We start from the raw sequence: 23,947 nt of genomic DNA, 5'->3' as shown, positions 1-23,947 counted from the left end.
GTCTGGTAGCGATAGCGAAGAGGCCACACCTGTTCCCATGCCGAACACAGAAGTTAAGCTCTTCAGCGCCGATGGTAGTTGGGGCTTTGCCCCTGCAAGAGTAGGACGCCGCCAGGCTGATTTTTGCTATCCAATTATTATTACTAATTCCACAGTAGCTCAGTGGTAGAGCAATCGGCTGTTAACCGATCGGTCGTAGGTTCGAATCCTACCTGTGGAGCCATATGCTTCCATAGCTCAGTTCGGTAGAGCACTTCCATGGTAAGGAAGGGGTCAGCGGTTCAAGTCCGCTTGGAAGCTCTTTAAGTAAACGCTTGTCCTGTATAGGATAAAGCGTTTTTTTTTATGCCCTGGAGATCTAGGCAACAGTGTAAAAGTTCAGTGCCCGCAGTGGTGTGTTAGCTATTTGTACTTTTGTAACAAAAATCAGAAATTAGCCTCAATGGAGAACAATCTTTTTTAATACTACAATATCAACTATTATTGAAAAATAAACAAGTAAATTTTAAGTTAATTTTCTGTTTTAGTTTTATTAAATTCGAGGAGTTTATTCATGAGTAATTTTTTAAAGGGAGGCTTCCGTCCTATTCGTCAAAATAAAAACAAATACGCTTTATATTAACAGAATAATGCGATATTAGTATAAAAATAGTTATAATCTATTACTTTTATGGTCGAAAAGTAGCCTAAAGAAAAAATTTCCAATAAATACAAAATACTATATTTGGAAGAAAATTGGAAATTGAGTCAGAAATACTATTTCCCTGTCGTTATATGCCGGTTATAGTGTAGGTGCAAGAATCAAGTTGTCAGTTGGGTAGCATATTAGATTAATAAAAAAGGAGTGGTGGGTACCTACATTGAAACGAAAAAAGTTCCAAAAAATTTCAATTTCAAACATGTTTAAGTATGTTACAGATCATTAGTTGTTCTGTCATTATTGGAAAATGGCGTTTTCAAAAGGTGCTTATTTGAATTTTGATTATTAAAAGAGCAAGGTAACTAATTTCGCAAGGTAACTAATTTTAAAAAATGATATAGAGGTGATAACATGCTGGAAGAACTTTTAATCATTGTGCTATTAGCTTCTTTAGCTATTTTCTTTGGAATTAAAGAAAAAATGATTAATGATAAAAATGTTGCAAGTATACCAGTACGTATTAATGTAAATGGAATTAGAGGGAAATCTACTGTTACTAGATTAATAACAGGGATTTTACAAGAAGCAGGTTATCATACCGTTGGTAAAACGACCGGAACTGATGCAAGGATGCTCTACTGGTTCGATTCTCAAGAGGCCCCTATTAAAAGAAGATTGGAAGGTCCAAACATAGGTGAACAAAGAAAAGTCATTTCAAAAGCATCCGATTTAAAAGCTGATGCTCTAGTAAGTGAATGTATGGCAGTAAAGCCTGATTATCAAATAGTATTCCAAGAAAAAATATTGCAAGCAAATATTGGGTTAATTGTTAATGTTTTAGAAGATCATATGGACGTTTTAGGGCCAACATTAAAAGAAGTTGCTGATTCGTTTTCGGAAGCAATTCCTCATAATGGGGATCTAATTATTAACAATAGCCCTTTTGTTCCTCATTTTAAGCAAATGGCGAAGCAACGGAATACGAAAGTACATGTATGTGATACATCTATTATCTCGGAAGACTTTCTAAAAAGATTTGAGTACATGGTATTCCCGGAAAATGCGGCGTTAGCTCTAGCTGTGGCAGATGTGCTTGGTATTGATCATGAAACAGCTTTTAAAGGAATGCTAAAAGCTTGGCCAGATCCTGGTGCTATGCAGATAATTCCAGTTGGAGATATGGATGATCCAAGTTTCTTAGTCAACGGATTCAGTGCGAATGATCCGATGTCAACAATCAACATTTGGGAACGTGTGAAGCAATTAAGTTATCCCACAGATGAACCAGTTGTTATTATGAATACTCGTTCGGACCGATTAAATCGAACGGAACAATTTATTAAACAAGTTTTACCGAATATACAGGCAGAAACACTAGTTGTAATGGGAGATAGTACAGGACCAATAGTAGATGAGTATAAAAAAGGAACATTTCCTGTTAAAAACCTTTTAGATTTAGAAAAAACAAGCACTGATGAAATTGTACGAGTGCTACAGCCATACTTATCTGGTAAAACCATATATGGCATTGGAAATATACATGGTGGAGCCGATGAGTTAGTAAATCGTCTTGAACAAATGAAAATAGTAAAAGAATCTGCTTAGAGAAAGGAATTAAAAAATGTTTGTATTTGATACGGGAGATGTTTATTTAGCTATAGCTGCTGGAGTAATCCTTAGCCTATTTTATACTGAACGTACAGGAATTATTCCAGCTGGACTGATCGTTCCGGGATATATTGCCATGATGGTTAACTCCCCAGTAAGTATTGTTGTTACATTTATGATTGCTTTTTTGACTTACTTAATTGTCATGAAAGTAATTGGAAAATTTACGATTATATACGGAAGAAGAAAATTTACGGCTATGATTATCATTGGAATCATAATGAAAGCCATTTTCGATTTTGGGCTACCCGGATACACAATTCCTGAAGCTGTAGGTGGATTGGTCGCTATAGGGATTATCGTTCCTGGATTAATTGCAAATACGATTGAAAAACAAGGAGTCATACCAACGGTTGGAAGTACAATAGTACTTAGTGGATTAACATTAGGAACAGTTGTATTAACAAACTTTATTTGAGGAGGAAGTTAAATGGAAGCTATTTTAAATAAACCAAAAAAGCAACAACAATCTAGACTATCTTTAAAAGAGTCTGTATTAAGAACAGTTAAAATGCATAAGAAAAGAACAAGCATGGATACTGTTATGGGGTTAATTATCACTTCTGTTGTCTTTCTATTATCTTTGGTGTGATTTAAACATGTACAAAAAAGAGCGCTTCTTATATGATAAACGTTTTTACATGATTGTTATTGGCTTGGTTTTATTGGTAACTCTAATAATCTTTGGTGTTAAAAATTCGGGAAACGGCAATGAAGACAGCTCGACAGATGATTTCACTCTTAATAATTCAAATTCAGAGGATAACGGCTCCTATGGGGTATCATCTGACAGCTCAATTGCAACGGAAGTTGGGATGAAAATAATTGAACAAGGTGGTAATGCTGTTGATGCTGCTATAGCAGTTAGCTTTGTTTTAGGTGTAGCAGAACCTTATGGGTCTGGAATTGGTGGGGGTGGAACGATGTTAATTCACCCTAATAATAATCAAGACCCAGTAGTTTATGATTACCGTGAAACCGCACCAGACAATAGTTTATCCTCAAGTGGCATAGGTGTACCTGGTTTTATAAATGGAATGTACCGAGTTCATGAAGATTTTGGAACAATGGATATGGAACAGCTCATCGGCCCTTCTATAAATTTTGCTGCAAATGGTGTGACGGTTACCGAAACCTTGCATAATGCATTGAAAGACGATGAAAATCGTTTATCTGATTTAGATCATTTATTTCCAGATGGGGAGCCAATTAAAGAGGGAGAATTATTGGTACAGGAACAACTAGCAGAAACGTTAGAAGATATTCAAAGAGATGGTCCCAGTGCTTTCTATCAAGGAGATATTGCTAATGAGATTAATGAAAAAGAAGAGGATATCCAAGAGGAAGACTTGGAGACATATAAAACAGAGGTAAAAGATCCTATACAAGGTAAATTCGGTGGTTTTGCTGTTTTAGCCCCTCCTCCACCATCGGGAGGGGTTATGTTAATTCAGGTTTTAGAAATGGCTGAGGCATTAAATATTCAAGAAACCAAAGACCAACCTTTGGCTTTCTCGTTAAAGATGGGGTTAATCAATCGGATAAGTTACGGTGATCGCTTAGAAAACGTCGGTGATCCTAACTTTACAGATATGCCAATGGAAGAATTAATTTCAGAAGATCACATTGATAATCTCTCATCTGAATTTCAAGGGCTTGAATTGTCGGAAGAGTATCTTAGAGAATTAGAGTCAGATGCTGACATAGATAATCATAAGAACACCACACATTTTGTAATAGTAGACAGAAACGGTATGATGGTTTCCGTAACGAATACACTAAGTGATTTATTTGGATCAGGGGAGTATGTGGATGGGTTTTTCTTAAATAATCAATTGAAAAATTTTAGTAATAAAGAGGATTCACCAAATCTTCCTGAGTCTGGCAAGCGTCCTTTTAGTTACACATCGCCAACAATTTTAACGAAAGACGATTCTCCAGTTATAGGCATTGGAAGTGCTGGTGGAAGAAAAATCACATCAATGATTGCTCAGCAGTTAGTGAAAACTATTAAATTTAATGAACCAATCCAAGCAGCGGTAAATAATCCTAGAACGTTTCTAGAATTTAACAAAGATGTATTGCAAGTTGAACAGGATTCAATATTTTTAAAGAATCCTGAAGATCTAGGCTTCGATGTTCAATATGTTGACGATACGTCTTATCAAGGGAGCGTTCAGGGATTGATTATTGATGAAGAGAATGAAAAAATACATGGTTTTAGTGACAATAATAGAGAAGGCACTTGGATGTCAAAATAATACATGGGATAATTATTCAATGCCTGTGAAGGATCAAATATAAATTCTTTAAGATGTAAAATGGCGTGCTCCTTAGTATTGGGCACGCCATTTTATTAATATAAACCACGTAACTTTTAATCAATATGAATTGACAGTAAACATCACAAGATAATAACTCTACCATAAAATGACTGATTATTCATTCATTTTATGGTAGAGTTATATTAACCAACTAAATATTGGATTGGAGAGTGAACCAGTGTGCTTGAAATCTATGATAAAGAAAATATAACCTGTGTTGAAATGACTGCTCCTAAAATGAGTAAAGTATTTGTATTTTTAGTTGATGGAATGTTAGTTGATACTGGGCCGCAACGATTTGAACCGGAGCTAATTGATTTTTATAAGAACATAACATTTGATTCTGTAATTCTAACGCATAACCATGAAGATCATACTGGTACAGCTCCTTGGATTCAAGAAAATTTAAATGTACCAATTTACCTGCATTCTAAAGGAATCGAGCTATGTTTTGAAGATACTCCTTATCCGAAATATCGTCAATTAACTTGGGGAGTAAGGGAGCCTTTTAAACCTGTAGCCGTTAAAGATACGGTTCAATCTCGAAAGAAAGAATGGGAAGTAATCTATACGCCGGGTCATGCGAATGATCATATTTGCTTGTTGCATAAGCAATCAGGAACACTGTTTTCTGGTGATTTATTTGTAACGCCAAAAACAAAAGTAATTATGAGGGATGAATCGATTCCTCAGATCATAAATTCAATTCGAACCATTCTAACCTACGATATTGGATCACTGTTTTGTTGTCATGCTGGATATGTACCAGATGGAAAGGAGAAGTTAAAGCAAAAACTAGACTATCTAGAGAATTTATATGGTGAAATTAAAGTTCTACATGAAAAAGGCAGTTCTATTAATGAAATTCATTCGAAATTATTTCCAAAGAGTTATTCTATTATATCTGTATCTAGTGGAGAATGGGATTCTTTGCATATTGTTACTTCGATAGTTAATGATTTAAGATAATAACAAAGCCCCGCTCTGGAGGGCTTTGTTCAACTATATCTTATTATGTTTCTTCATTATTACTTTCTTTCTTTTCTTCTGTTGTATTTCCTTCTGTATTACCGGGGTCATCTACGGCAGCAGCTTCGCTTTTTGGGTGATTAATTTTCGATGCAAGAGCTTGTATGGGTTCTTTTGTATCGGTCGTATTATTTCCCCCTGTAATGCGGTTTAACATTGCATTTAGATCCAAGCCAGTCATTTGTTTTAAGCTATCTTGCATATTGGTCATCATTGATGTAACAGAATTTGGAATGCGATCCATGCCTTTACCGTCGCCATTGTCTAATATGCGGATAGAGTCTACATTGGATATTGGTTCGGATACTGCACGAGCAAATTCTGGAAGCATTTCAATAACCATTTCAAGTAACATAACTTCTTTGTGCTCATCAATTGCTTTCGCACGCTCACGTATTGCTTGAACTTCAGCTTGGCTCTTCTTGGCAATAACTTCTGCCTCTGCTTCTCCTGCACGTTTTTTCGCTTCCGCAGCAGCTTCAGCGCGTTTTACTTCTTCATAGTAATCTGCCTCAGCAGCAGCTCTACGTACTTCTACTTCTTTTTGTTCTAAATCAACTTTGCGTTGTCTCTCTAATAATTGAATGTCTAATTCTTCTTGTTTCTTCTGACGATCAACTTTAAGTCGTTCATTTTCTACTTCTAGAGAGCGTTCTGCTTGTTCTAAGGAGTAGGCAGCTTCGGTTTTCGCTCTCTCTCTATCTGTTTCAGCCTTAATTCTCGCATCGGTAAGTTCTTTTGCTTTTCGAGATTCAGAGATACTGATTTCTTTTTCATAACGTTCAATCTCTACTTGTTCATTCATCTGTGCTTTATGAATTTCCGTTTCTCTTCTATTCGTAGCTTCCGCAATTTCAGCGTGTTTTCTAATTTGTGCAGTTTCTGGTCTACCTAAGTTGGTTAAGTAGTCACTGTTATCTACATCGCGTAAATCAGTAAGACCTAAACTAGTGATACGGAACCCCATATCATCTAATTACTTTTGTGCGATTTCTGTAACTTGTTGGTTAAAGCTCTCCCGATCATTATTAATATCTTCAACTGTTAATTTTGCTAAAATTGCTCTCAAGTTTGCAGCAAGAACTTCAGTAATTTCCTCATCGATTTCATCTTGGTCTTTATTAAGAAATTGTTCAGCATATCTAGCTATACCTTCTAAAGAATCAGCTACCTTTAACATAGCTACAGCTTCTGCTTCAATGGGTACCCCTTTTAATGTATGTACAGTTGGGCTGGTTTTTGTAATTGAAATGCTGTTAAAGAAACCGGTGTAGATGTTTGGAACATTCTTAGGCGGTGTCCACCACCACGAATGACTTTCATATATCTGCCTTCATCGTCTTGGAATATATTTCTTTCTTTTTCTGGGTCCCCGAGCTTTGGACCTGTAATAATTAAAGCAACATTTGAGGGAACAGTCTTATAGCGAAGTTTCATATAGATAAACCACACAATACCCCCAATTATTTCTATAAATTATTTAAATTTATTTAATAAGTTTATAGAATTTGATTTAAGTGGCTATTACTACCGTAAATATGATTTTGTTGATAAATTTCTAGTCGTCGTGAGGCAAATGACTCTGTAACATTAAATGTTCTTGCTATTGATAAAGTGTTAAAGTTTTTTTGTTTCAGTAACATAAATGTTGGTACGCAGAAATGATATGAAAAATTATTTGCTTGATACTCTTGGAGTTCGAAAAACAGAGGGTGCATTGATAACTGATTTCCACAATGCCTTAAGTAATGACACACCTCATGACCAAATTCTTGCCATTGTTGTTCCTTCGTACCTCTACGAAGGATGATTTCATCATTAATTCGAAAAGAAACGTTTCCATAACTTACTTGAATGCCTAAACGCTCTGCAATAGTGGTCATATTTAACTGGGAAGGAGAAGAAATTTTGATTGATTTATAAATGTGCTGGATATAATCTTCTAGGTGTGAGTAATGCATGATTACCTCCGATTTTAGAACATACGTTCTATTTTATGGTATAAAAAAAGGTGCTTTCTTCGTTGCACCTTCTAAGTATTACCTTAATTTGGTAATTATAGTATAAAGTTCTTCCGCGAAAAATGCAATATAGCTTATGCGTTATTTTCTTTCTGACTTTTTTTAAATCTGATGTAGTCATAAACATCTTGGAGATCTTTCGAGGAAAAACTTGCTAAATCATTAAACATTAAATCAGCTTCTGGAAAATCTTCTTGAATTTTTTCAATGAAGTATTGTTTTTCGTCGCTAGTGTTTTGCTTAATTTCATTTGTTCGCCCTAATAAGAAGTCAGTAGAAACTTCAAATATTGAAGCAAATCGACTTAGTTCTTCCCCACGAATTGGTCTATCTCCTGCTTCAATTCGATTCATTACACTAACATTAATTTGAGCTATTTTTGCTAATTCTTTTTGGCTCCAACGTTTTGCTTCGCGTAATTGAATGATACGATCTCCGATATCCATTATTTCATACCACCTATATTTTCTAATTTAGAAATAATTATACCATAATAATTATTAAACTGCTAATTTGTTTCTTTTTTGGAAATTTAACTGTTGACATTTTTAAAATAGAAATGTACTATAAATTTATAATTTCTAAAACAGAAATAACGAGAGGAGGATAAAGATGCGATTAAAAGATATCCTCATTCGAGAAGATCATTTGCCTTATTCCACCGAAGAGAAGGACAAGCCTTTTATTATTGTCTACTCAAAAGGAAAAACAAAGATGTCGTATTTGCCGGATCATGGAGAGACAAAAATCATTACTCATCAAGGAGAAGTAAAACGTGTTCGTTTCGATGAGGGTGAAGAGTTTAAATAGGAATTTGTGCTACCAGCTAACTGGAGGACATGAGATAACGTAACTTACGTTGCTCATGTCCTTTTTTATTTTAAAGGAGGGTTTATTCTAATGGGACGAAAACTTGAAGATAAAAATTGGGTAGATAATTTATTAGCAGAGTACGAATATGGAAAAAAAGCATTAGAGGATATGAAGAAAAGATTAGATCCAGAAGTTGAAATGGAAGAAAAAGATATCAAAGTAATTGATGAAATGATTAAAGATATGTCCTATGCCATGAATTGGATGCATACTGGACGAGAACCTGACAGCTATGGGGGAGTAGATAAACGTTCAGCATATCAGCGTAGAGTTATTTACGATATGGATTTATTACCATCGTTAGATATAGAACCGACGGAAAGAAAGCTTACGGAAAATGAAAAAATCATGATTACGGAGATATTGTTGGTGTTATCTGCTCGAGAAAGACAGTGCTACTTGCTGCATATGGCACAAGGATGGAGTATGGGGGAAATATCGGAGGAACTTAACATTGCGAAATCTTCCGTGCAACAATTTATTCAACGAGCAAAGAAGAAAGTGGCTTGTCGTACGAAAGACATACAAGCCCACCTATAGGATGAAGGGAGACAACAAAACATTAGTTTTCTCTTCAAAAATTAGATGTTTATAGGAGGAATTTTAGATGGCAGAGATGTTACAAGGAAAAAACAAGGTTTTATTATTTCGTTTATTAAATGAAAGTACAAATGAGGCTGCGAAGCTAGTGTTTCAAACGGAACATACATTTTCGTACTCCCGTGCACTTGATCGTATTATCACGAAAGATGGAACGATTGTAAAAGTTGGAGAACTAGAATCTGAAGTAAGTATTGAAGCAATCCAGTCTAAAGATGATCCAGTACGAGAAATGTTAGAAGATGCAGTGAAGAAAGGTGAAAAAATTGAGTTATGGGAAGTAACCGTAGATGAATCACTAAAAGAGGGAGATAAATATCCAGCTGTTTATGCTCAAGGATACTTAGATTCCTGGGAGAGTGCTGCGAATGCTGAAGAACAAGCAACAGTATCGAGTAACTTCATAGTAGAATTAGAACCTCAAGTTGGGATGGCAACATTAACTACTGAGCAAGAAGAAGCAGTTCAGTACGTATTTCAAGATACTGTAGTAGAAGAAGCACCAGTAAATGAATAATAAATAAATGAGAGCACAATACGTGCTCTCTAAATCTTGTAAAAGGTGGTATTTTGTATGGAATTTAAAGTTAATAACAAAGAATATGCATTGAAATTTGGTATAAAATTTATTAGACAACTAGATGAAGTATATAAAGTTGACTATCAAGGGTTAGAGTTCGGAATGGGAGTAAACTTAGCTTATATTAATTTAGTACAAAAAAATCCAACTGCTTTGGTAGAAGTTATTAAAGCTGGGATTTCACATCACACCAATACTCCTAAACAATCAAAAATTGAATCAGCTATTGAAGAATATGCAGAAATACATGATGGATTATCTACATTATTTACTGAATTATTGGATGAAATGGGGAAGTCGGTAATGGTCAAAGACACACTCAAAGACTTTCAGGAAAAAGCGGTAAAAACCAAGTAAGGGAAACATCAAGAACTACGTATGAAACAATTATTATTAATTGTTTTCGATATCTTGGTTTTACATCGTTGGAAGATATTGACTGTTTAACGATGTATGAATATACACTTAGAATGCGGTCGTATTATTTAACTAGAGTAGATAAAGAGTACGATATGCACCTTCAAGCATGGTTAAATCATCAGGTTAAAGCCAAACGAACCAAAGGATCCTCTAAAAATCCGAAACAGGAATATGTGTATAAAGCGTTTAATGATTTCTTTAATTATGAAAAACGATTAAAGAAGGTTGGTATAAATCATAAAGATGTCACCATAGAGGAAAAGAAAATGGCTATGGTAGCTGAGAGAGTTAATAAAAGGGAGGAGGTGGAATAAATGTCCAATAGTTTATCTGTAGAACATTATTTGGAAATAACCGGAGTAAAAAGTTATGTGAATCAATTCAAAAATATGTCTGACGAAGTTGGTGGGCTAGGTAATCAACTTATTGATACTGGGAATTCAGTAAAAGGACTAGTTGATCAATTAAGTACAGTGACCGGAGGAATTGGTCCGTTTAAGCAATTACAGGATTATCTACAATCTGACACAGTTCAAAGTTTCACAGGGATGTTCACAGGATTGGTTGGTGCTGTTGATAATACTACTGCCGCGATTCAGTCAATGCAAGATGTGGCAAAGAGTCTTCCTACTGCATTCAATTCAATTCAATCTACTGGGAAGAAGTTGTGGGGGATATTAAAAGCAAATCCTATTCTTACGATTGTTTCTGTGATAGCTGGATTAATAGGTGTTCTTTTGCAATTATATCAAACGAATGAAACGGTTCGAGGAGCGATTGATTCTGCATGGGCGGCTATTCAGTCGGTATTTACAGGTGCGGTAGATTCCATAAGTAATATTGACATATCAGGTATTATTTCTACCATTGTTACTACTTTAACTACTATGCTCCCAGTAATGCTAGAAACAGGAATAAGTTTTTTACAAGGTTTTATTACTGGTGTAATTCAACAAGCACCTTTATTAATAGAGATGGTGACGAGCTTAATTCAGACCATTTTAGGTACATTTACAACCATGCTTCCTTTACTAATTGAAGTATTTTCAGGGATTGTAACATCACTTATTGATTCTGTTGTGATGATGTTGCCGTTAGTAATTACGACGATAATTACGTTAATAACAACTATTACTGAAACAATTATTTTATATCTTCCGATGATTTTAGATATGGGAATACAATTAATAACTGCGATTATCAATGGTTTATTGATAGCCTTACCAATGATTGTTGAAACTATTTTAACAATTGTAACCACCTTTATAAATTTAATTGTCGAAAGTCTGCCAATGATTATCGAAGCGGGGATAAGTATATTAACCTCATTAATAAACGGGATAATTACTGTCATACCACAATTATTAAATGTTGGTATGCAACTTATAACATCACTTGTTAATACGGTAATCCAGTTATTACCTGGTTTGATTCAAACGGGTATTCAACTGTTAATGTCTTTAATACAAGGTATATTACAAGTACTGCCGTCCTTAATTAGTACGGGAATACAATTAATTATGCAATTAGCGAAAACAATTATATCGATGCTGCCACAACTGTTAAGTGCTGGTGTACAAATCGTACTATCGCTATTAAAAGGAATTGGTAGCCTACTCGTTCAACTGTTATCTATCGGTAGAGATTTAGTTGCTCGAGTGTTAAGCGGAATTGCTGAAAAGGTGTCCGGACTAGCTACAGCTGGAAAAGATATGGTATTTAAAGCAATAGAGGGTGTGAAAGAAGCAGCAGGTAGGTTTGTAACAGCGGGTAAGGATCTTATCTCTGGAATGATTACAGGTATAAAAGATAAGGCGAAAGATTTGGTTAGTTCTGCTGTTCAAGCAGCCAAGGATGCAGTAAACGGTGTACTAAGTTTCTTAGGCATAAAATCTCCATCAAGGTTATTTATGGGGATTGGTGATGACACAATGGAAGGCTTTATTGTTGGAGTGAACCAAATGTCAGGGAAGCTAAGTAAAGCAATGGTGAATGTAACAAACGGTGCAACAAAGGCATTTCATGCAGAGATGAGTCCGAATTTGGATTTAGCAGGAGAAGTAAATAGCGTACATCAATTTTCTAATCCTCAAAGCGTAGCAGTACAGTCCAATGTCGAACAATCTAATCAACCAGCCTATATCAATCTAAGAATTGGAAATAGCGATTTTCAATCTTTTGTGGAAGACATCTCACATGTACAAGAAAGAAAAGCTTTTCGTACTAGAAGAGTATAAAAAGGGGGAAAGTATATGTATTTATTTACGGATACATCTCCAAGAGAGGAGCCTATAAATGGCTCCTTTTCTCTACAAACCACCTATAATGACATGAATATAGATAATCTATTGTCAGATACACAAGGAAGGTTTATAACTACTTCTATTTCAGGAAGAAATCTGCCTTCAAAGTCTATAGTAACAAATGAGTATTTAGGAATGCATGGTTTAAGAGAAGGAGATTTTAAATATGAACCAAGAGAGATAGTAGTGAAGTTTCTATTGGAAGATAAAACAAATTCAGGATTTCGTAATAGATTCCACCGACTCTATACTCTTTTACAAGGTCAAAAAAGAAAGTTAAGGTTTACTGATGAAAATGCCTATTATCTTGCAACATTTAAAGAAGCAGATATACCAGAAGAGGACTCAAATTCAATAGAAGGAAGTTTAATCTTTTTGTGTACAGATCCTGCGAAATATTTCGAGCGTGTAGAGACAGATATTAATCGGGATAGTGAATCATATTCTATTGAGTCAATAGAGCCAACATCTTGGGAGATCAAGGTGAATTTTACTGAAAATGTAAGTTATTTTTCATTTAATGAAAGTAAGGGACTTTATATTTATTTAAATTATGAATTTATTGAAGGAGATCAATTGTTCATAGAATACGATAAAAGAAAAGTTTTACTGAATAGTCAACATGACTTAAGAAAAACTGTTAGTTTACAATCGAGCTTTCAGCAATTAATACCTGGAGATACGGAAATTATTACAAGCCACGGTTGTACTTTAATTTATAATAAAAAAGATTATTCATAGAAAGGAGGGAATCTATGAGTGAATTATTCATTTTTGATCAAGATGATCATTTAAAAACTATTATTTCAGAAGATACAGGTTTACTTCAAACCCGTTTCAGAGAGGAAGTCAATCAAATCCCGGATACACCGTTTCAATTTGAAGTTGAGGCGAACGAAGACATAACGAAACATATAAAAGAGGAAAATCAAGTCATATTTCGTGATCGGAGCGGTGACTATCGTTTATTTACGATTAAAGAGATAGATGATACTACAGATATAGGGGTCTCTATTACTACTGCGACGTGTACTTCAGCGTTAATGGAACTAAATGAACATATTATAGAAAAGTTGAATCTAAAAAATCAGCCACTTGCTGTAGCACTTGAAAAAGTATTGGAAAGAACAAGATGGCAGTTCCAAGTTGATTCTGTCGATACCAATGCTAATTTAGACATTGAATATCAATCTTCTTTAGAAGCTATGTTGATGATTACTACTACATGGGGAATTGAATTTAAAGATACTATAAGTATTGATGACAATAATAAGATTATTAGAACCGTATCGTTTCAGCATCGCTTAGGTGAAGATAATGGGCTAAGGTTTGAAATAGATTACAATGCTACCAATGTGAAGCGGACAATTATTAGCTATCCGAAAACGGCACTCTTTGGACAAGGAGGAACCGTAGATGAAAAGATCATTGACTTTTCTAATGTAGAATGGAAAGTAGAATATGGTAATCCTGTTGATAAACCAATAGGTCAAAAGTGGATCGGTGACCCGAACGCTCTTAGTGAGTACGGTATAAATAAAGATGGTACATTGATGCATAGACAAGGCATTTTTAAAGATACTCAAATTGAGAGTCCTGAGGAATTGCTAGAAAAAACATGGAAAGCACTGATACAAGCCCAACAACCAGAAGTAAATTATCAACTTATTGTAGACACCGCGAATGAACGGTTCCAATTGGGCGATACAGCAATATGTATTGATCGTAATTTTGCAAGACCAATTGAAATACAAACAAGAATCATTGCTATGGAATACGATGTTCTCAGTCCTTCTGATACAGTTCAAGTTGAAATGGGACAATTTTTAAATTTATACGATGACAGAATTGATAAAGTTATTGAAGATATAGATAGAAATCGAGAAAAGTGGGAAAGTGTTGGTACTATCTCCAAAGATAGCTATCCAGATAAAAAACCATCACCTCCAACGAATGTGGAAGCTTATGGAGCATTTAAAACCATTCAAATATACTGGGATTATACAGATGAAATATATGTTGACGCTTATGAGGTATACGGCTCACAAGTAAAAGAATTTGAACCAGACTCTCAACATTTATTATGGAAAGGAAATGTTTCCGCTTTTTCTCATATAGTTGAGACAGATCAGAAATGGTACTATTATGTTCGAGCTATCAATCATCATGGTACTGCTAGTGAATGGTCAGAGCAAGTTGAAGCAAATACGCATCGGGTGATTAGTGAAGATATATTATTTGGTGAAGAACTAGCAGAAAGGATGCGTGAACTCCATAATATTAGCGATATTATCGGTACAGATGGGGTAAGTTTTAAACAGATATCTCAAGAAGCTAAAAATCTTATTAACCAGCAAGCAAAACAATATACGGATAGTGAAATTAGTGATACACGTGATGAGATAATGGAGGACGTAAGCAGCTTATCGAATGAACTGGAATATGTAGAAGGTCAACTAGTAGATAAAGTAAATATCAATGATGTTTATACGATATCCGACATTGATAATATGATAAGTAATAAAGTGAGCCTGACGAAATACGAAACAGATTATAATGGTGTTATTCAAGATTTAGAGCAACATTCTTCACTCATTGAACAAAATGAAATAGAAATTCGAAATAGAGTAGAGCAAACAATATTTAACAATGAGACTGGCATTCTTAGGCAGTCTATTAGTGATGTCCAACAATTGGCAGAAGGTATAGAAACGACAGTATCTAGTATTGAATTGGATGTAACAGATAATCAGAATCGAATGAATCAAGCAGAATCGACTATTAATCAATTAGCCACTGAAATAGATTTGAAAGTAGACGTAGATAATATAGTTTCACAAATTAACCTCAGTCAAGAAGGAGTAAAAATTAAAGGTAATCTTATACACCTTGACGGTACCACATTAATTAATAACGGGGTTATTCAGAATGCTCATATTGCTAATGGAGCAATTGATAAAGCAAAACTTGGTACTGCTGTGATTGGTACTGGCCAAATTGAAAATGGTGCAATTACAAATGCAAAAATAGCTAATGCAACTATAGATAGTGCCAAGATAGCTAATATATCAGCTACAAAGATTACATCAGGGGAATTGAATGCAAATAATGTGCAGATTATTGGTGGAAGTGGGGATGATTATACAAGAATTCGAGGTAGTTTATTAGAATCTAGAGGTAAGCATCGGAGAACTTGGAGAGATAGTACAGTTACACATGATATTAAATTAAGATTGGAAAATGGGTATTTTAGAGCGCGTAACGATACAGAGAATTGGTCACTGTATTTTAGTGACTGGGGAATTTCCACTTATGCTGATGCTTATGGAGACGATAAAGATGCATCTGGGTTTATAGAATTTCATAGTGCTGAATATTCTCCCACTAATTCTAAATCAGGACTTACATTATATTCCATGGCAGGAAATATAGGATTAAGAACTGATAATGGAAGTATACATTTGGACCCTAAAAATCTTGTAATAGTATCGGGGACAAGTTTGAGATCAGCAGTTATTGGTGTACCTGATAATGTTGGACAGAATTTATATCTTGGTGTAAGTGGTACTAACAATGGGGAAGTCAGGGTAACGAATAAATTATTCTACAATAATGGCAACCCAAGTTACTATCCAATACGAGCATCCTCATTTAAAGATTCAAGAGGCAGAACTGCATATATTAATGGTTCTGGAGGTGGAACTCTCAGTTCAGGAAGTTATTTAAGTGCTGGAGGGTTACGTACAAATGCGACCAATTTATATTTGGGAGTACCAAGTGGAAGTGCCAATGGGAAAGTTAGGGTTACAAATAATAATGGATACAATAGCGGCAAGGGGATTGGGTATAGGCCAATACAGGCTTCTAAGTTTGAGACGGCTTCTAGTATTGTGCATAAAACTAATATCGAGGAGTTTAAGGGCAATGCATTAAAAATAATTGAGGGTCTTAATGTAGTTAATTATGATTTCAAAGAAGATATTGAAAATAATATCCTTGATAATAGACAAATTGGACTTATTGCTGAACATAGTCCTAAGGTAGCTACAAATGATTTCTCGGCTATAGATATTTATAGCTTATTAATGTACTGTGTAAAAGCAATTCAAGAATTAAATCAAAAAATTTTAGATTAATTTATATAATAAAATATATGTGGAGTGGATTTTGATGATAAGAATACAGAATAAGTATCTAAAAGAAGCAGCGGAATTTCTTCAGAATAATTTATTATTAAAAGGTAAACAAAATATACACCGTATGCGACTAGTAAATGCTATGCTTGCATATAACGCAAAAATTGCTGAAGAAGAACTTACTCTAATTAAAGAATACGCAGAAAAAAATGACGATGGAGAAATTATCAAGAGTGAATCAGATGGTGTGTTAATTAGTGATATAAATGCATTTAATCAAGAATATAAAGATCTACTAGAAGAGTTTTATATATTGAACAATCCTAACTTAGAAGAAGCGATTCTTACAATAGCTGATTCTCTAAGTAATTATGAAGAATCATTATCGGGAAAAGAAGCCGAGATGCATTATTATTTATATAATGCTTTCAATGGAGAAATAAGTGGATTTAATGAGGAGGTTACTTCTAATGAGTGAAATTTATGAAAAGATTAAAGGTGCAGCGGAAGAAATAAGCACTTATTTTATTGCTACTAGCCACCCTAGCATCATTGGTGATGGTATTAATGATGACACATTGGGAATTCAAGAACTATTAAATTTTGCTAAAACCTCTGGAATTAGAATTGTTTTTCCTCCAGGTCACTACAGACTTACTGCACCTTTGAGATTATATAGTAATACATTTATCGATGCGCAAAAGGGTGTATTTTTTAGTAAAGAACATAATGGAGCAATATTATTGAATCTGTTATCTACTGATGAAATGGAAGAATATCGAGGAAATGGTAATATCACCATTAAAGGTGGGGAGTGGAATGCTAATTACCCTAATTATACTGGTGGTACTAGTTTTGTTTTAGCTCATGCAAAAGGGATACTTGTAGAAGATGTTTCCCTTATAAACCACGGTGGAGGTCATGCAATTGAGTTTAATGCGATTTGTAATGGTGCAGTAATGAATAGTAAATTTTTGGGTTTTGATGATCTTAATGGAAGTAGAACTTATTCTGAAGCAATACAATTAGATTTGGCGAAGAACTCAAGTGTATTTCCTTGGGGGGGCTCTAGTTATGATCATACCCCGTGTAAAAATATTATTATAGAAAACAATTTTTTTGGCAGTTCTAATCAGTTAGGGGCATGGGGAAGAGCGGTAGGGTCACATTCTGCTACGTATGGTAAATGGCATGAGAATGTAATTATCAAAAATAATATTGTTAATGATTGTCTCCAGTGGGCTTTTAGAGCTTACTCTTGGAGAGATGTAATCATTGAAGGAAATATGATTTATAATTGTGGAGGTGGAATCGGGTTAGACGTAAACAATTTAGATGATGAAGATAGTTACGATGAAAAAGGTAACTATACAGGTGAAAGTAATGATTGTGAAAGAATAATAGTTAAAGGAAATTTAATTGATGGTGGTGGATCATATGCATCAGCAATTAGTGCTGATGGGAATGATACTGCTAAAATACGTACCGTAACTATATTGAATAATTCTATAAATAATTACAATAATAGAGCAGTTTATTTACGATTATTGGATGAAGTCTTAATTAATAATAATGTTTTTAATAATATCCACGGGACGGGTCTTACTTTAAGTGAAACTTGGATGGTAACGGTAAGTTCAAACTTGTTTAGGTCGATTAGAGAAAATGGCATTACTTGTTTTACAGGTAATAGGGCTATTATTATTTCTAATAATAATTTTAACTACATTAGAGAGCATGGTGTTTGGGTAAGTGGTAGTGATACTGTAAACATAAGTGGTAATAACTTTATTGGTATCGGATATCTAGAAAAAGGCTTTGTATTTCAAGGAATTCGTATAACATCGGGTGCTCAGCGTATAACTGTAACAGGAAATACCTTTAGGCAATGGAGTAATACTTATGCAATGAACTACGCAATCTATGTTACAGCTACAGTAACAGAGTCTGTTTTATGTGTTAATAACATGGCGGGAATCCCAATACAATTTCCTGCAAATATTCATGAATACGGAAATCTGAGTTTATTTGCTGATTGATAGAAATTCTAAATTGAGAAGGTTTTGTGAATCTTATTAAATAAATATAAAACATATTTCAGTATGAATGCCATGAAGAAATTCACTTGAATGAAGATACTTTTCTCAATTGGAAGTAAAAATTTATCATTATTGAAAGACAGTGGAAATGAAATCTTGTCTGTCCTCCCCCAAAATTAACTGGCAGTACAAATTAAAAATTCAATTCAACATTTAGAAGATATTAAGTATAATTAAAACCTCTGATACCGAGGGAAAGTATCATTGTTTCTATGCACAGCGAAATTCTAAATAATATAAATCAAAAACGCTGAATAAGCGTTATTTTTTATGAATAAAAACTTGTATGTTCCAGCCGATAAAGAAAAGCAGCGGTGCTAAAGGCAAATAGATTGGAGTCCACTAAGTTCGTCAATGGATGCTTTATTGGTTGGAATGTTAAAAATCTTGGGTATCCCTTTTGTTGTTTCGGTAGTTGTGGTTGTTATACTGTCTTTGTTAAAGGTCCCCAACAAGATAATCTCTATAATTTATCCAACTGTCTTCCTTATTACCTGTTACATGTTGTTTATGAATTTATAAGATTTTCAATAATAAGCAATGAGGATAGGAGGTAAGAATGCTAAATAAAGAGGTGGAGCCTATGGACAAAACACAGCAGGATATTTTGGAAATTCGAAACGATATAAAAAACATAAAAGATGATGTTAATAGATTACAAATGAATGATGCTAAACAAGACGAAAAGATCGTTAATTTACAGTCAACTCTAGCATCTATACAAGATGATACGAAATGGATAAGACGTATGATTACTAAAGCAATTGTTACCGCAGTTATTACAGGAATAATAAGCGGAGCAATTGCTTTGTTTTTAGCAAAATTTTAAATGGGGTGATTTGTATGGATAAAGCAACCGTCACGCGCACTTTAGTATTGTTTATAGCGTTAATCAATCAAATCTTAGTTACTTTTGATCTTAATCCTATCCCAGGTAATGAAACAATTTGGTATGAAATCACTTCAACTATACTAGTATTCGGAGCTGCTATATGGTCTTGGTTCAAAAACAATTACATTACCTTACGTGGTAGAAAGCAAAAAGAAATCTTACAGGAACACCAGTTAACTCATTAAAGAAGAAGTAATCATTTTCTGATTGCTTCTTTTTTATATAAAAATTTATTTAAAGGGGAGATTTTTATGGCAAAAATATATTTAGATCCAGGGCATGGTGGAAATGATCCAGGTGCAGTAGGCAATGGTTTACAAGAAAAAGATGTTACTTTAGCAATTGCTTTAAAGGTTAGAAACTATCTTAATACCAATTATAGTGGGCATTCGATTCGTATGAGTAGAACGACAGATACAGCTGTTTCACTAGCACAACGAACAAATGATGCAAATAATTGGGGAGCGGATTATTTTGTATCGATCCATATTAATGCTGGTGGAGGCACTGGGTATGAGGATTATATCCATAGTAATCTATCGGATAGTTCAACGACAGCGCAATATCGTAATTTAATGCATGAAGAAATTATGAAGCAAGTAGATTTTAGAAATAGAGGGAAGAAAAAAGCAAACTTTCATGTATTACGTGAGTCGGCTATGTCAGCCATCTTAACGGAAAACGGCTTTATTGATACGGTAGCAGATGCGAATAAATTAAAATCAGATGCTTATTTAAATCGTATTGCATTAGGTCATGCCAATGGAATTGCTCGTGTATTTAATCTTCCGCCTGCTGGTGGACAAGATACCTATACGGTTCAGCCTGGAGATACGCTGTGGAGCATTTCACGAGCATTTGATATGACTGTACAAGAATTAAAGGACCTGAATGGCTTAACCGATGATACAATTTATCCTGGACAAGTTCTTATTGTTAGAGGTACCGGTTTTGAACAAGGGCCGGTGTATCATATTGTTCAAGCAGGAGAGACTTTATGGAGAATTGCTCAGGAATATGAAACAACTGTAGAAGCAATTAAGTCTTTAAATGGGTTATCCAATGAAACGATTCAACCAGGTCAACGCTTACAAGTGAAATAAAGATTGATTTCAAAAAATAGACCCTGCAATCTTAACATGCAGGGTCTATTCTATATTATTTTGATAATGCTTTTTCTAATGCTTCTATATTTTTCTCCATTAAGCTAAAGTAATCTTCTCCGTTATCGATATCTTCTTGCGTGATTGTCTCCATATTTCTAAGTGTAATACTATCTGCACCAATCTCTGATTGAATAATCTCACTTACTTTACTACTTACATTATTTTCAAAAGCTACATATTTTAAATCGTACTCCTCTGCAGCATTGATGATCTGTACTAACTCGGATTGAGAAGGCTCTTGTGTCGGGGACAACCCATGTATGCTTATTTGTTCTAAGCCATATCGTTCTTCCCAATATCCATACGCAGCGTGTGAAACAATTAAGTGATTAAGTTCTGCGTTATCAAATGTTTGTTGTAAGTCTTGATCAACTTGCTCTAATTGACTTTTTACTTCCTCAAAATTAGCAGTAAAGTATTCTTCTTGCTCAGGTAGTAAGTCAATTAACGTGTTTTTAATATTTTCAGCTAGTTGAATACTTAATATAGGGTCAATAAATACATGAGGATCTCCAATTCCACTTTCCCCATCATGGTTATCAATTTGAAGCTGTATCGGCTCAGATTCTGCAACAACTTCATTATTGTCATCAGATAAAACGGCCTTTAATTCGATTGATTCATCAATCGTACCATTATATTGAGAAGTTGATTGGCCATCCACCTCTACCCATTCCTCAGAAGAATCGGTACGAGAATACCATTTCCAGTTGTCACCATCCGTATCTTCATCTGTATGTGCTTCTAATTCAACTGTATCACCTGAATGATAGTGATCATTTACACCGTCGATATGGATGGAAGAAGAGTTTTTACTATTATGGCTATGGTCATGGTCATCACTGTTATGTTCGTGAGCAGCATCTTCATCTTCATGATCGTGATTATGTTCACCTCGTAAGTGTACATTTTCTCCTAAAGGAACGACTGTTACATCTTCATCTGCTAAAATTTCCTCTGCTTTTTCAGCAAATGGTTCCATACCAACACCGGAGTATAGAAATGCATCTTTTTTAGCTAATTCCACCATTTCTCTAGAGCTAGGTTCGTATGTATGAGCATCTGCGTTCGGGGGATAGATACTTTCAACATCTACATAATCACCACCAATTTTTGAGATGAAATCCTCTAAAGCAAAGATAGTTGTCGATATTGTTAACGTATTTTGATCATCTTCGTTAGCAGCATCTTCGGTTTGGCAAGCAGATAAAAGAATGAGAGTAGTTAATAATAAAAATAGAACACGTTTCACTATTGTTACCTCCAAATCTGTAATAAGACATCATAAGTTAATATTCCAAATCATTACTAAAATTAGTCATTTAAAAAGTGCGTAATGATTACGAATCGTAATTGTTACGATTTAAAATTTACACTTATTTAAATGATATGTCAAGGTCAACTTTTATATTTCAATATATTCATACAATATATAATGGGAGATGTGGAGGAGAATAAACTGCTGATAAATGATTGATTTTGTTTAGAGCCTTTAAGTCATGCCCTTGTGGTACTAACATTCAATAGGGGGTATATTAAAAAGACAAAATAAAAACCGGTAGAAATCATCTACCGGTTCTCTAACGTAATATTAGTTAGGTAAGCCAAGAATTGTTTTTGGCTCTAGGAATTCCTCGATTCCGTAGTCACCCCATTCGCGACCAATACCAGATTGACCAAATCCGCCAAATGGAGCAGAGAAATCTGCTTTACCATCATTAACTGTAATTCGACCAGCTCTTATACCTTTAGCTGCTTTTGTAAGTGTTTCTGGATTTTCACCAACTACATAGCCAGCAAGTCCATAGATTGTGTCGTTTGCAATTTCAATTGCTTCATCTAAATCATTATACGTGATGACAGATAAGACTGGACCGAAAATTTCTTCTTGTGCAATCGTATCATCACGGTTTACATTGGTAAACACCGTAAGTTTAGAATAATAACCTGTTTCTAAACCATCTGGTTTACCAGTGCCACCTGCTACTAAGGTTGCTCCACTATCAATTCCTTGTTGGATATAATCTTGAACCGTGTTCCACTGTTCTTCGGAAACCTGTGGACCGGTAAATGTGTTTTTATCTTGTGGATCACCAACAGGAAATTCGGGTAATAACTCTTTAATTGCTTCAATGAACTCATCGTGCATGGAAGCAGGTACGAGTGCGCGTGTTCCCGCTGTACAAACTTGCCCAGTATTCGCTGCGATATTTGTTATGGCATTTTTCGCTGCATATTTCACATCTGCATCATCTAATACAATAATTGGTGATTTACCACCTAATTCAAGTGAAACTTTGGTAATATCTTGGGCTGCATTTTCCATGATTTTTGTTCCGACTCCGCCTGAACCAGTAAAGGAAACAAAGTCGATATCTGGATGGGAGCTAATTGCATTCCCAATTTTACCACCGGATCCATTGACTAAGTTAAATACACCTTTTGGTACACCGGCTGCTTCAAATACTTCCGCAACTAACATTGCAGCAAATGGAGTTTGAGAAGCTGGTTTTAAGATGACTGTGCTTCCAGCGGCAATTGCACTAGCTAGTTTAGTCGATAACTGATTTGTTGGGAAGTTCCATGGTGTAATTAAACCTGCAACCCCAATTGCATCCTTTTGAATAAATGATCCTTCACGTTGTTCTGTGAATTCAAAATCGCGAAGTATTTTTGCAGTTTCACGGAAGTGACGCAGACCCATTTCGTATTGCGTCTTTTCTGTAAACGTCACTGGTGAACCTAATTCTTGCGTAATGGCTTTTATGAAATCGTCTTTGCGTTTTTCATATTCATCCGCAATTCGATCTAATAATTTTACTCTTTCTTCTCGAGTTGTATTAGAGAAAGAAGGGAACGCTTTTCTTGCAGCTTGTACAGCTCTATCTAAATCTTCTTCTGTACCTGCGCTTATCGTACCCATTTTTTCTTCTGTTGCTGGATTTATAACATCAATTGTTTCATTACCAGTGGACTCGACCCACTCGCCGTTTATAAAGTGTTTTACATTGTTATACATATCGTTTCAAGCTCCTTTGTCTTGAGATTGTGTACGTAAATAAATGTTCCCGATATGTATAATGATAAACATTGTATAACGAAAAAAAGGGCTGATACCTCGATGCATGAGCATCCAGAGGGTATCAGCCACTAATAAGCGTAGTATATTGAATTTATCTCCTGAGTAAATACTTTT

Annotated in this window: 25 protein-coding genes, 2 tRNA genes and 1 rRNA gene; 21 read left to right on the top strand and 7 right to left on the bottom strand. The window is 34.8% G+C overall.

Annotation, left to right across the window (positions count from 1 at the left end):
- Position 1 precedes the first annotated feature (1 nt).
- From rrf to AQ616_RS16180, 8 genes are all read left to right on the top strand, one after another.
- Positions 2 to 117 (top strand): 5S ribosomal RNA (rrf, locus tag AQ616_RS16210).
- 31 nt (positions 118 to 148) lie between these two features.
- A tRNA-Asn gene (locus AQ616_RS16205) sits at positions 149 to 223 on the top strand.
- Positions 224 to 226: 3 nt separating this feature from the next.
- Positions 227 to 300: transfer RNA gene (locus AQ616_RS16200), tRNA-Thr, on the top strand.
- Positions 301 to 1,051: 751 nt separating this feature from the next.
- Positions 1,052 to 2,245 (top strand): poly-gamma-glutamate synthase PgsB, encoded by a 1,194-nt coding sequence (pgsB, locus tag AQ616_RS16195; protein ID WP_017795231.1) that lies wholly within the window; start codon positions 1,052 to 1,054, stop codon positions 2,243 to 2,245.
- 16 nt (positions 2,246 to 2,261) lie between these two features.
- Positions 2,262 to 2,726 carry a poly-gamma-glutamate biosynthesis protein PgsC gene (gene pgsC, locus AQ616_RS16190; protein WP_017795232.1) on the top strand — a complete coding sequence of 155 codons (465 nt, stop codon included), beginning with the start codon at positions 2,262 to 2,264 and terminating at the stop codon, positions 2,724 to 2,726.
- Positions 2,727 to 2,738: 12 nt separating this feature from the next.
- Entirely contained in the window at positions 2,739 to 2,900 is a 162-nt protein-coding gene (locus AQ616_RS19675) for a hypothetical protein (protein WP_017795233.1), read from the top strand.
- 7 nt (positions 2,901 to 2,907) lie between these two features.
- The gene (ggt, locus tag AQ616_RS16185; RefSeq protein ID WP_069686261.1) at positions 2,908 to 4,569 is read left to right on the top strand and encodes a gamma-glutamyltransferase; all 1,662 of its coding nucleotides are present in this window, start codon (positions 2,908 to 2,910) and stop codon (positions 4,567 to 4,569) included.
- A gap of 243 nt (positions 4,570 to 4,812) precedes the next feature.
- Positions 4,813 to 5,601 carry an MBL fold metallo-hydrolase gene (locus tag AQ616_RS16180; protein ID WP_017795235.1) on the top strand — a complete coding sequence of 263 codons (789 nt, stop codon included), beginning with the start codon at positions 4,813 to 4,815 and terminating at the stop codon, positions 5,599 to 5,601.
- A 43-nt stretch (positions 5,602 to 5,644) separates the two neighbouring features.
- On the opposite strand, the gene AQ616_RS16175 is transcribed toward AQ616_RS16180, so the two are convergent.
- The 5 genes from AQ616_RS16175 to AQ616_RS16165 form a co-directional block, all read right to left on the bottom strand.
- A complete protein-coding gene (locus AQ616_RS16175; RefSeq protein WP_240490516.1) occupies positions 5,645 to 6,628 on the bottom strand; it encodes a flotillin domain-containing protein in 984 nt (327 codons plus the stop codon).
- Between the two features lie 9 nt (positions 6,629 to 6,637).
- Positions 6,638 to 6,862, bottom strand: coding sequence for an SPFH domain-containing protein (locus AQ616_RS19960; protein WP_240490518.1), 225 nt, complete (start codon positions 6,860 to 6,862; stop codon positions 6,638 to 6,640).
- A gap of 11 nt (positions 6,863 to 6,873) precedes the next feature.
- Entirely contained in the window at positions 6,874 to 7,098 is a 225-nt protein-coding gene (locus AQ616_RS19955; protein WP_240490515.1) for a hypothetical protein, read from the bottom strand.
- Between the two features lie 62 nt (positions 7,099 to 7,160).
- Entirely contained in the window at positions 7,161 to 7,622 is a 462-nt protein-coding gene (locus AQ616_RS16170) for an ImmA/IrrE family metallo-endopeptidase (protein ID WP_017795237.1), read from the bottom strand.
- Between the two features lie 134 nt (positions 7,623 to 7,756).
- On the bottom strand, positions 7,757 to 8,128 hold the full coding sequence (locus tag AQ616_RS16165) for a helix-turn-helix domain-containing protein (protein WP_017795238.1): 372 nt from the start codon (positions 8,126 to 8,128) through the stop codon (positions 7,757 to 7,759).
- Positions 8,129 to 8,294: 166 nt separating this feature from the next.
- Between AQ616_RS16165 and AQ616_RS16160 the strand changes: the two genes are divergently transcribed.
- The 13 genes from AQ616_RS16160 (at position 8,295) to AQ616_RS16100 (ending at position 20,688) form a co-directional block, all read left to right on the top strand.
- Positions 8,295 to 8,492 (top strand): XtrA/YqaO family protein, encoded by a 198-nt coding sequence (locus AQ616_RS16160; protein WP_017795239.1) that lies wholly within the window; start codon positions 8,295 to 8,297, stop codon positions 8,490 to 8,492.
- Positions 8,493 to 8,582: 90 nt separating this feature from the next.
- On the top strand, positions 8,583 to 9,095 hold the full coding sequence (locus tag AQ616_RS16155) for a sigma factor-like helix-turn-helix DNA-binding protein (RefSeq protein ID WP_017795240.1): 513 nt from the start codon (positions 8,583 to 8,585) through the stop codon (positions 9,093 to 9,095).
- Positions 9,096 to 9,162: 67 nt separating this feature from the next.
- A complete protein-coding gene (locus AQ616_RS16150; RefSeq protein ID WP_017795241.1) occupies positions 9,163 to 9,672 on the top strand; it encodes a phage major tail protein, TP901-1 family in 510 nt (169 codons plus the stop codon).
- 57 nt (positions 9,673 to 9,729) lie between these two features.
- Positions 9,730 to 10,092 carry a tail assembly chaperone gene (locus tag AQ616_RS16145; RefSeq protein ID WP_017795242.1) on the top strand — a complete coding sequence of 121 codons (363 nt, stop codon included), beginning with the start codon at positions 9,730 to 9,732 and terminating at the stop codon, positions 10,090 to 10,092.
- 92 nt (positions 10,093 to 10,184) lie between these two features.
- Positions 10,185 to 10,469 (top strand): hypothetical protein, encoded by a 285-nt coding sequence (locus AQ616_RS16140; protein WP_026133674.1) that lies wholly within the window; start codon positions 10,185 to 10,187, stop codon positions 10,467 to 10,469.
- The gene (locus AQ616_RS16135; protein ID WP_069686260.1) at positions 10,470 to 12,392 is read left to right on the top strand and encodes a phage tail protein; all 1,923 of its coding nucleotides are present in this window, start codon (positions 10,470 to 10,472) and stop codon (positions 12,390 to 12,392) included. It abuts the gene before it with no gap.
- A 15-nt stretch (positions 12,393 to 12,407) separates the two neighbouring features.
- The gene (locus tag AQ616_RS16130; protein WP_069686259.1) at positions 12,408 to 13,199 is read left to right on the top strand and encodes a distal tail protein Dit; all 792 of its coding nucleotides are present in this window, start codon (positions 12,408 to 12,410) and stop codon (positions 13,197 to 13,199) included.
- A gap of 14 nt (positions 13,200 to 13,213) precedes the next feature.
- Positions 13,214 to 16,594: a tail fiber domain-containing protein gene (locus AQ616_RS16125; RefSeq protein ID WP_069686258.1), complete on the top strand. Its 3,381-nt coding sequence runs from the start codon at positions 13,214 to 13,216 to the stop codon at positions 16,592 to 16,594.
- A 34-nt stretch (positions 16,595 to 16,628) separates the two neighbouring features.
- On the top strand, positions 16,629 to 17,072 hold the full coding sequence (locus tag AQ616_RS16120; RefSeq protein WP_017795247.1) for a hypothetical protein: 444 nt from the start codon (positions 16,629 to 16,631) through the stop codon (positions 17,070 to 17,072).
- Entirely contained in the window at positions 17,065 to 18,633 is a 1,569-nt protein-coding gene (locus tag AQ616_RS16115) for a right-handed parallel beta-helix repeat-containing protein (RefSeq protein ID WP_017795248.1), read from the top strand. The genes AQ616_RS16120 and AQ616_RS16115 overlap by 8 nt, the downstream gene beginning before the upstream one ends.
- 619 nt (positions 18,634 to 19,252) lie before the next feature.
- The gene (locus AQ616_RS16110) at positions 19,253 to 19,522 is read left to right on the top strand and encodes a hemolysin XhlA family protein (protein ID WP_069686257.1); all 270 of its coding nucleotides are present in this window, start codon (positions 19,253 to 19,255) and stop codon (positions 19,520 to 19,522) included.
- 14 nt (positions 19,523 to 19,536) lie between these two features.
- A complete protein-coding gene (locus AQ616_RS16105) occupies positions 19,537 to 19,770 on the top strand; it encodes a phage holin (RefSeq protein WP_017795250.1) in 234 nt (77 codons plus the stop codon).
- Positions 19,771 to 19,836: 66 nt separating this feature from the next.
- A complete protein-coding gene (locus AQ616_RS16100; protein ID WP_017795251.1) occupies positions 19,837 to 20,688 on the top strand; it encodes an N-acetylmuramoyl-L-alanine amidase family protein in 852 nt (283 codons plus the stop codon).
- Between the two features lie 55 nt (positions 20,689 to 20,743).
- On the opposite strand, the gene AQ616_RS16095 is transcribed toward AQ616_RS16100, so the two are convergent.
- Both AQ616_RS16095 and AQ616_RS16090 read right to left on the bottom strand, forming a co-directional pair.
- Positions 20,744 to 22,003: a metal ABC transporter solute-binding protein, Zn/Mn family gene (locus tag AQ616_RS16095; RefSeq protein WP_069686256.1), complete on the bottom strand. Its 1,260-nt coding sequence runs from the start codon at positions 22,001 to 22,003 to the stop codon at positions 20,744 to 20,746.
- Between the two features lie 339 nt (positions 22,004 to 22,342).
- Positions 22,343 to 23,770 (bottom strand): aldehyde dehydrogenase family protein, encoded by a 1,428-nt coding sequence (locus tag AQ616_RS16090; protein ID WP_017795253.1) that lies wholly within the window; start codon positions 23,768 to 23,770, stop codon positions 22,343 to 22,345.
- Positions 23,771 to 23,947: the final 177 nt, after the last annotated feature.

The sequence above is a fragment of the Oceanobacillus sp. E9 genome, from assembly GCF_001741975.1.
In the GTDB taxonomy this organism is placed as follows: domain Bacteria; phylum Bacillota; class Bacilli; order Bacillales; family Amphibacillaceae; genus Oceanobacillus; species Oceanobacillus kimchii.
This window is presented reverse-complemented; position numbering and strand designations above follow the sequence as displayed.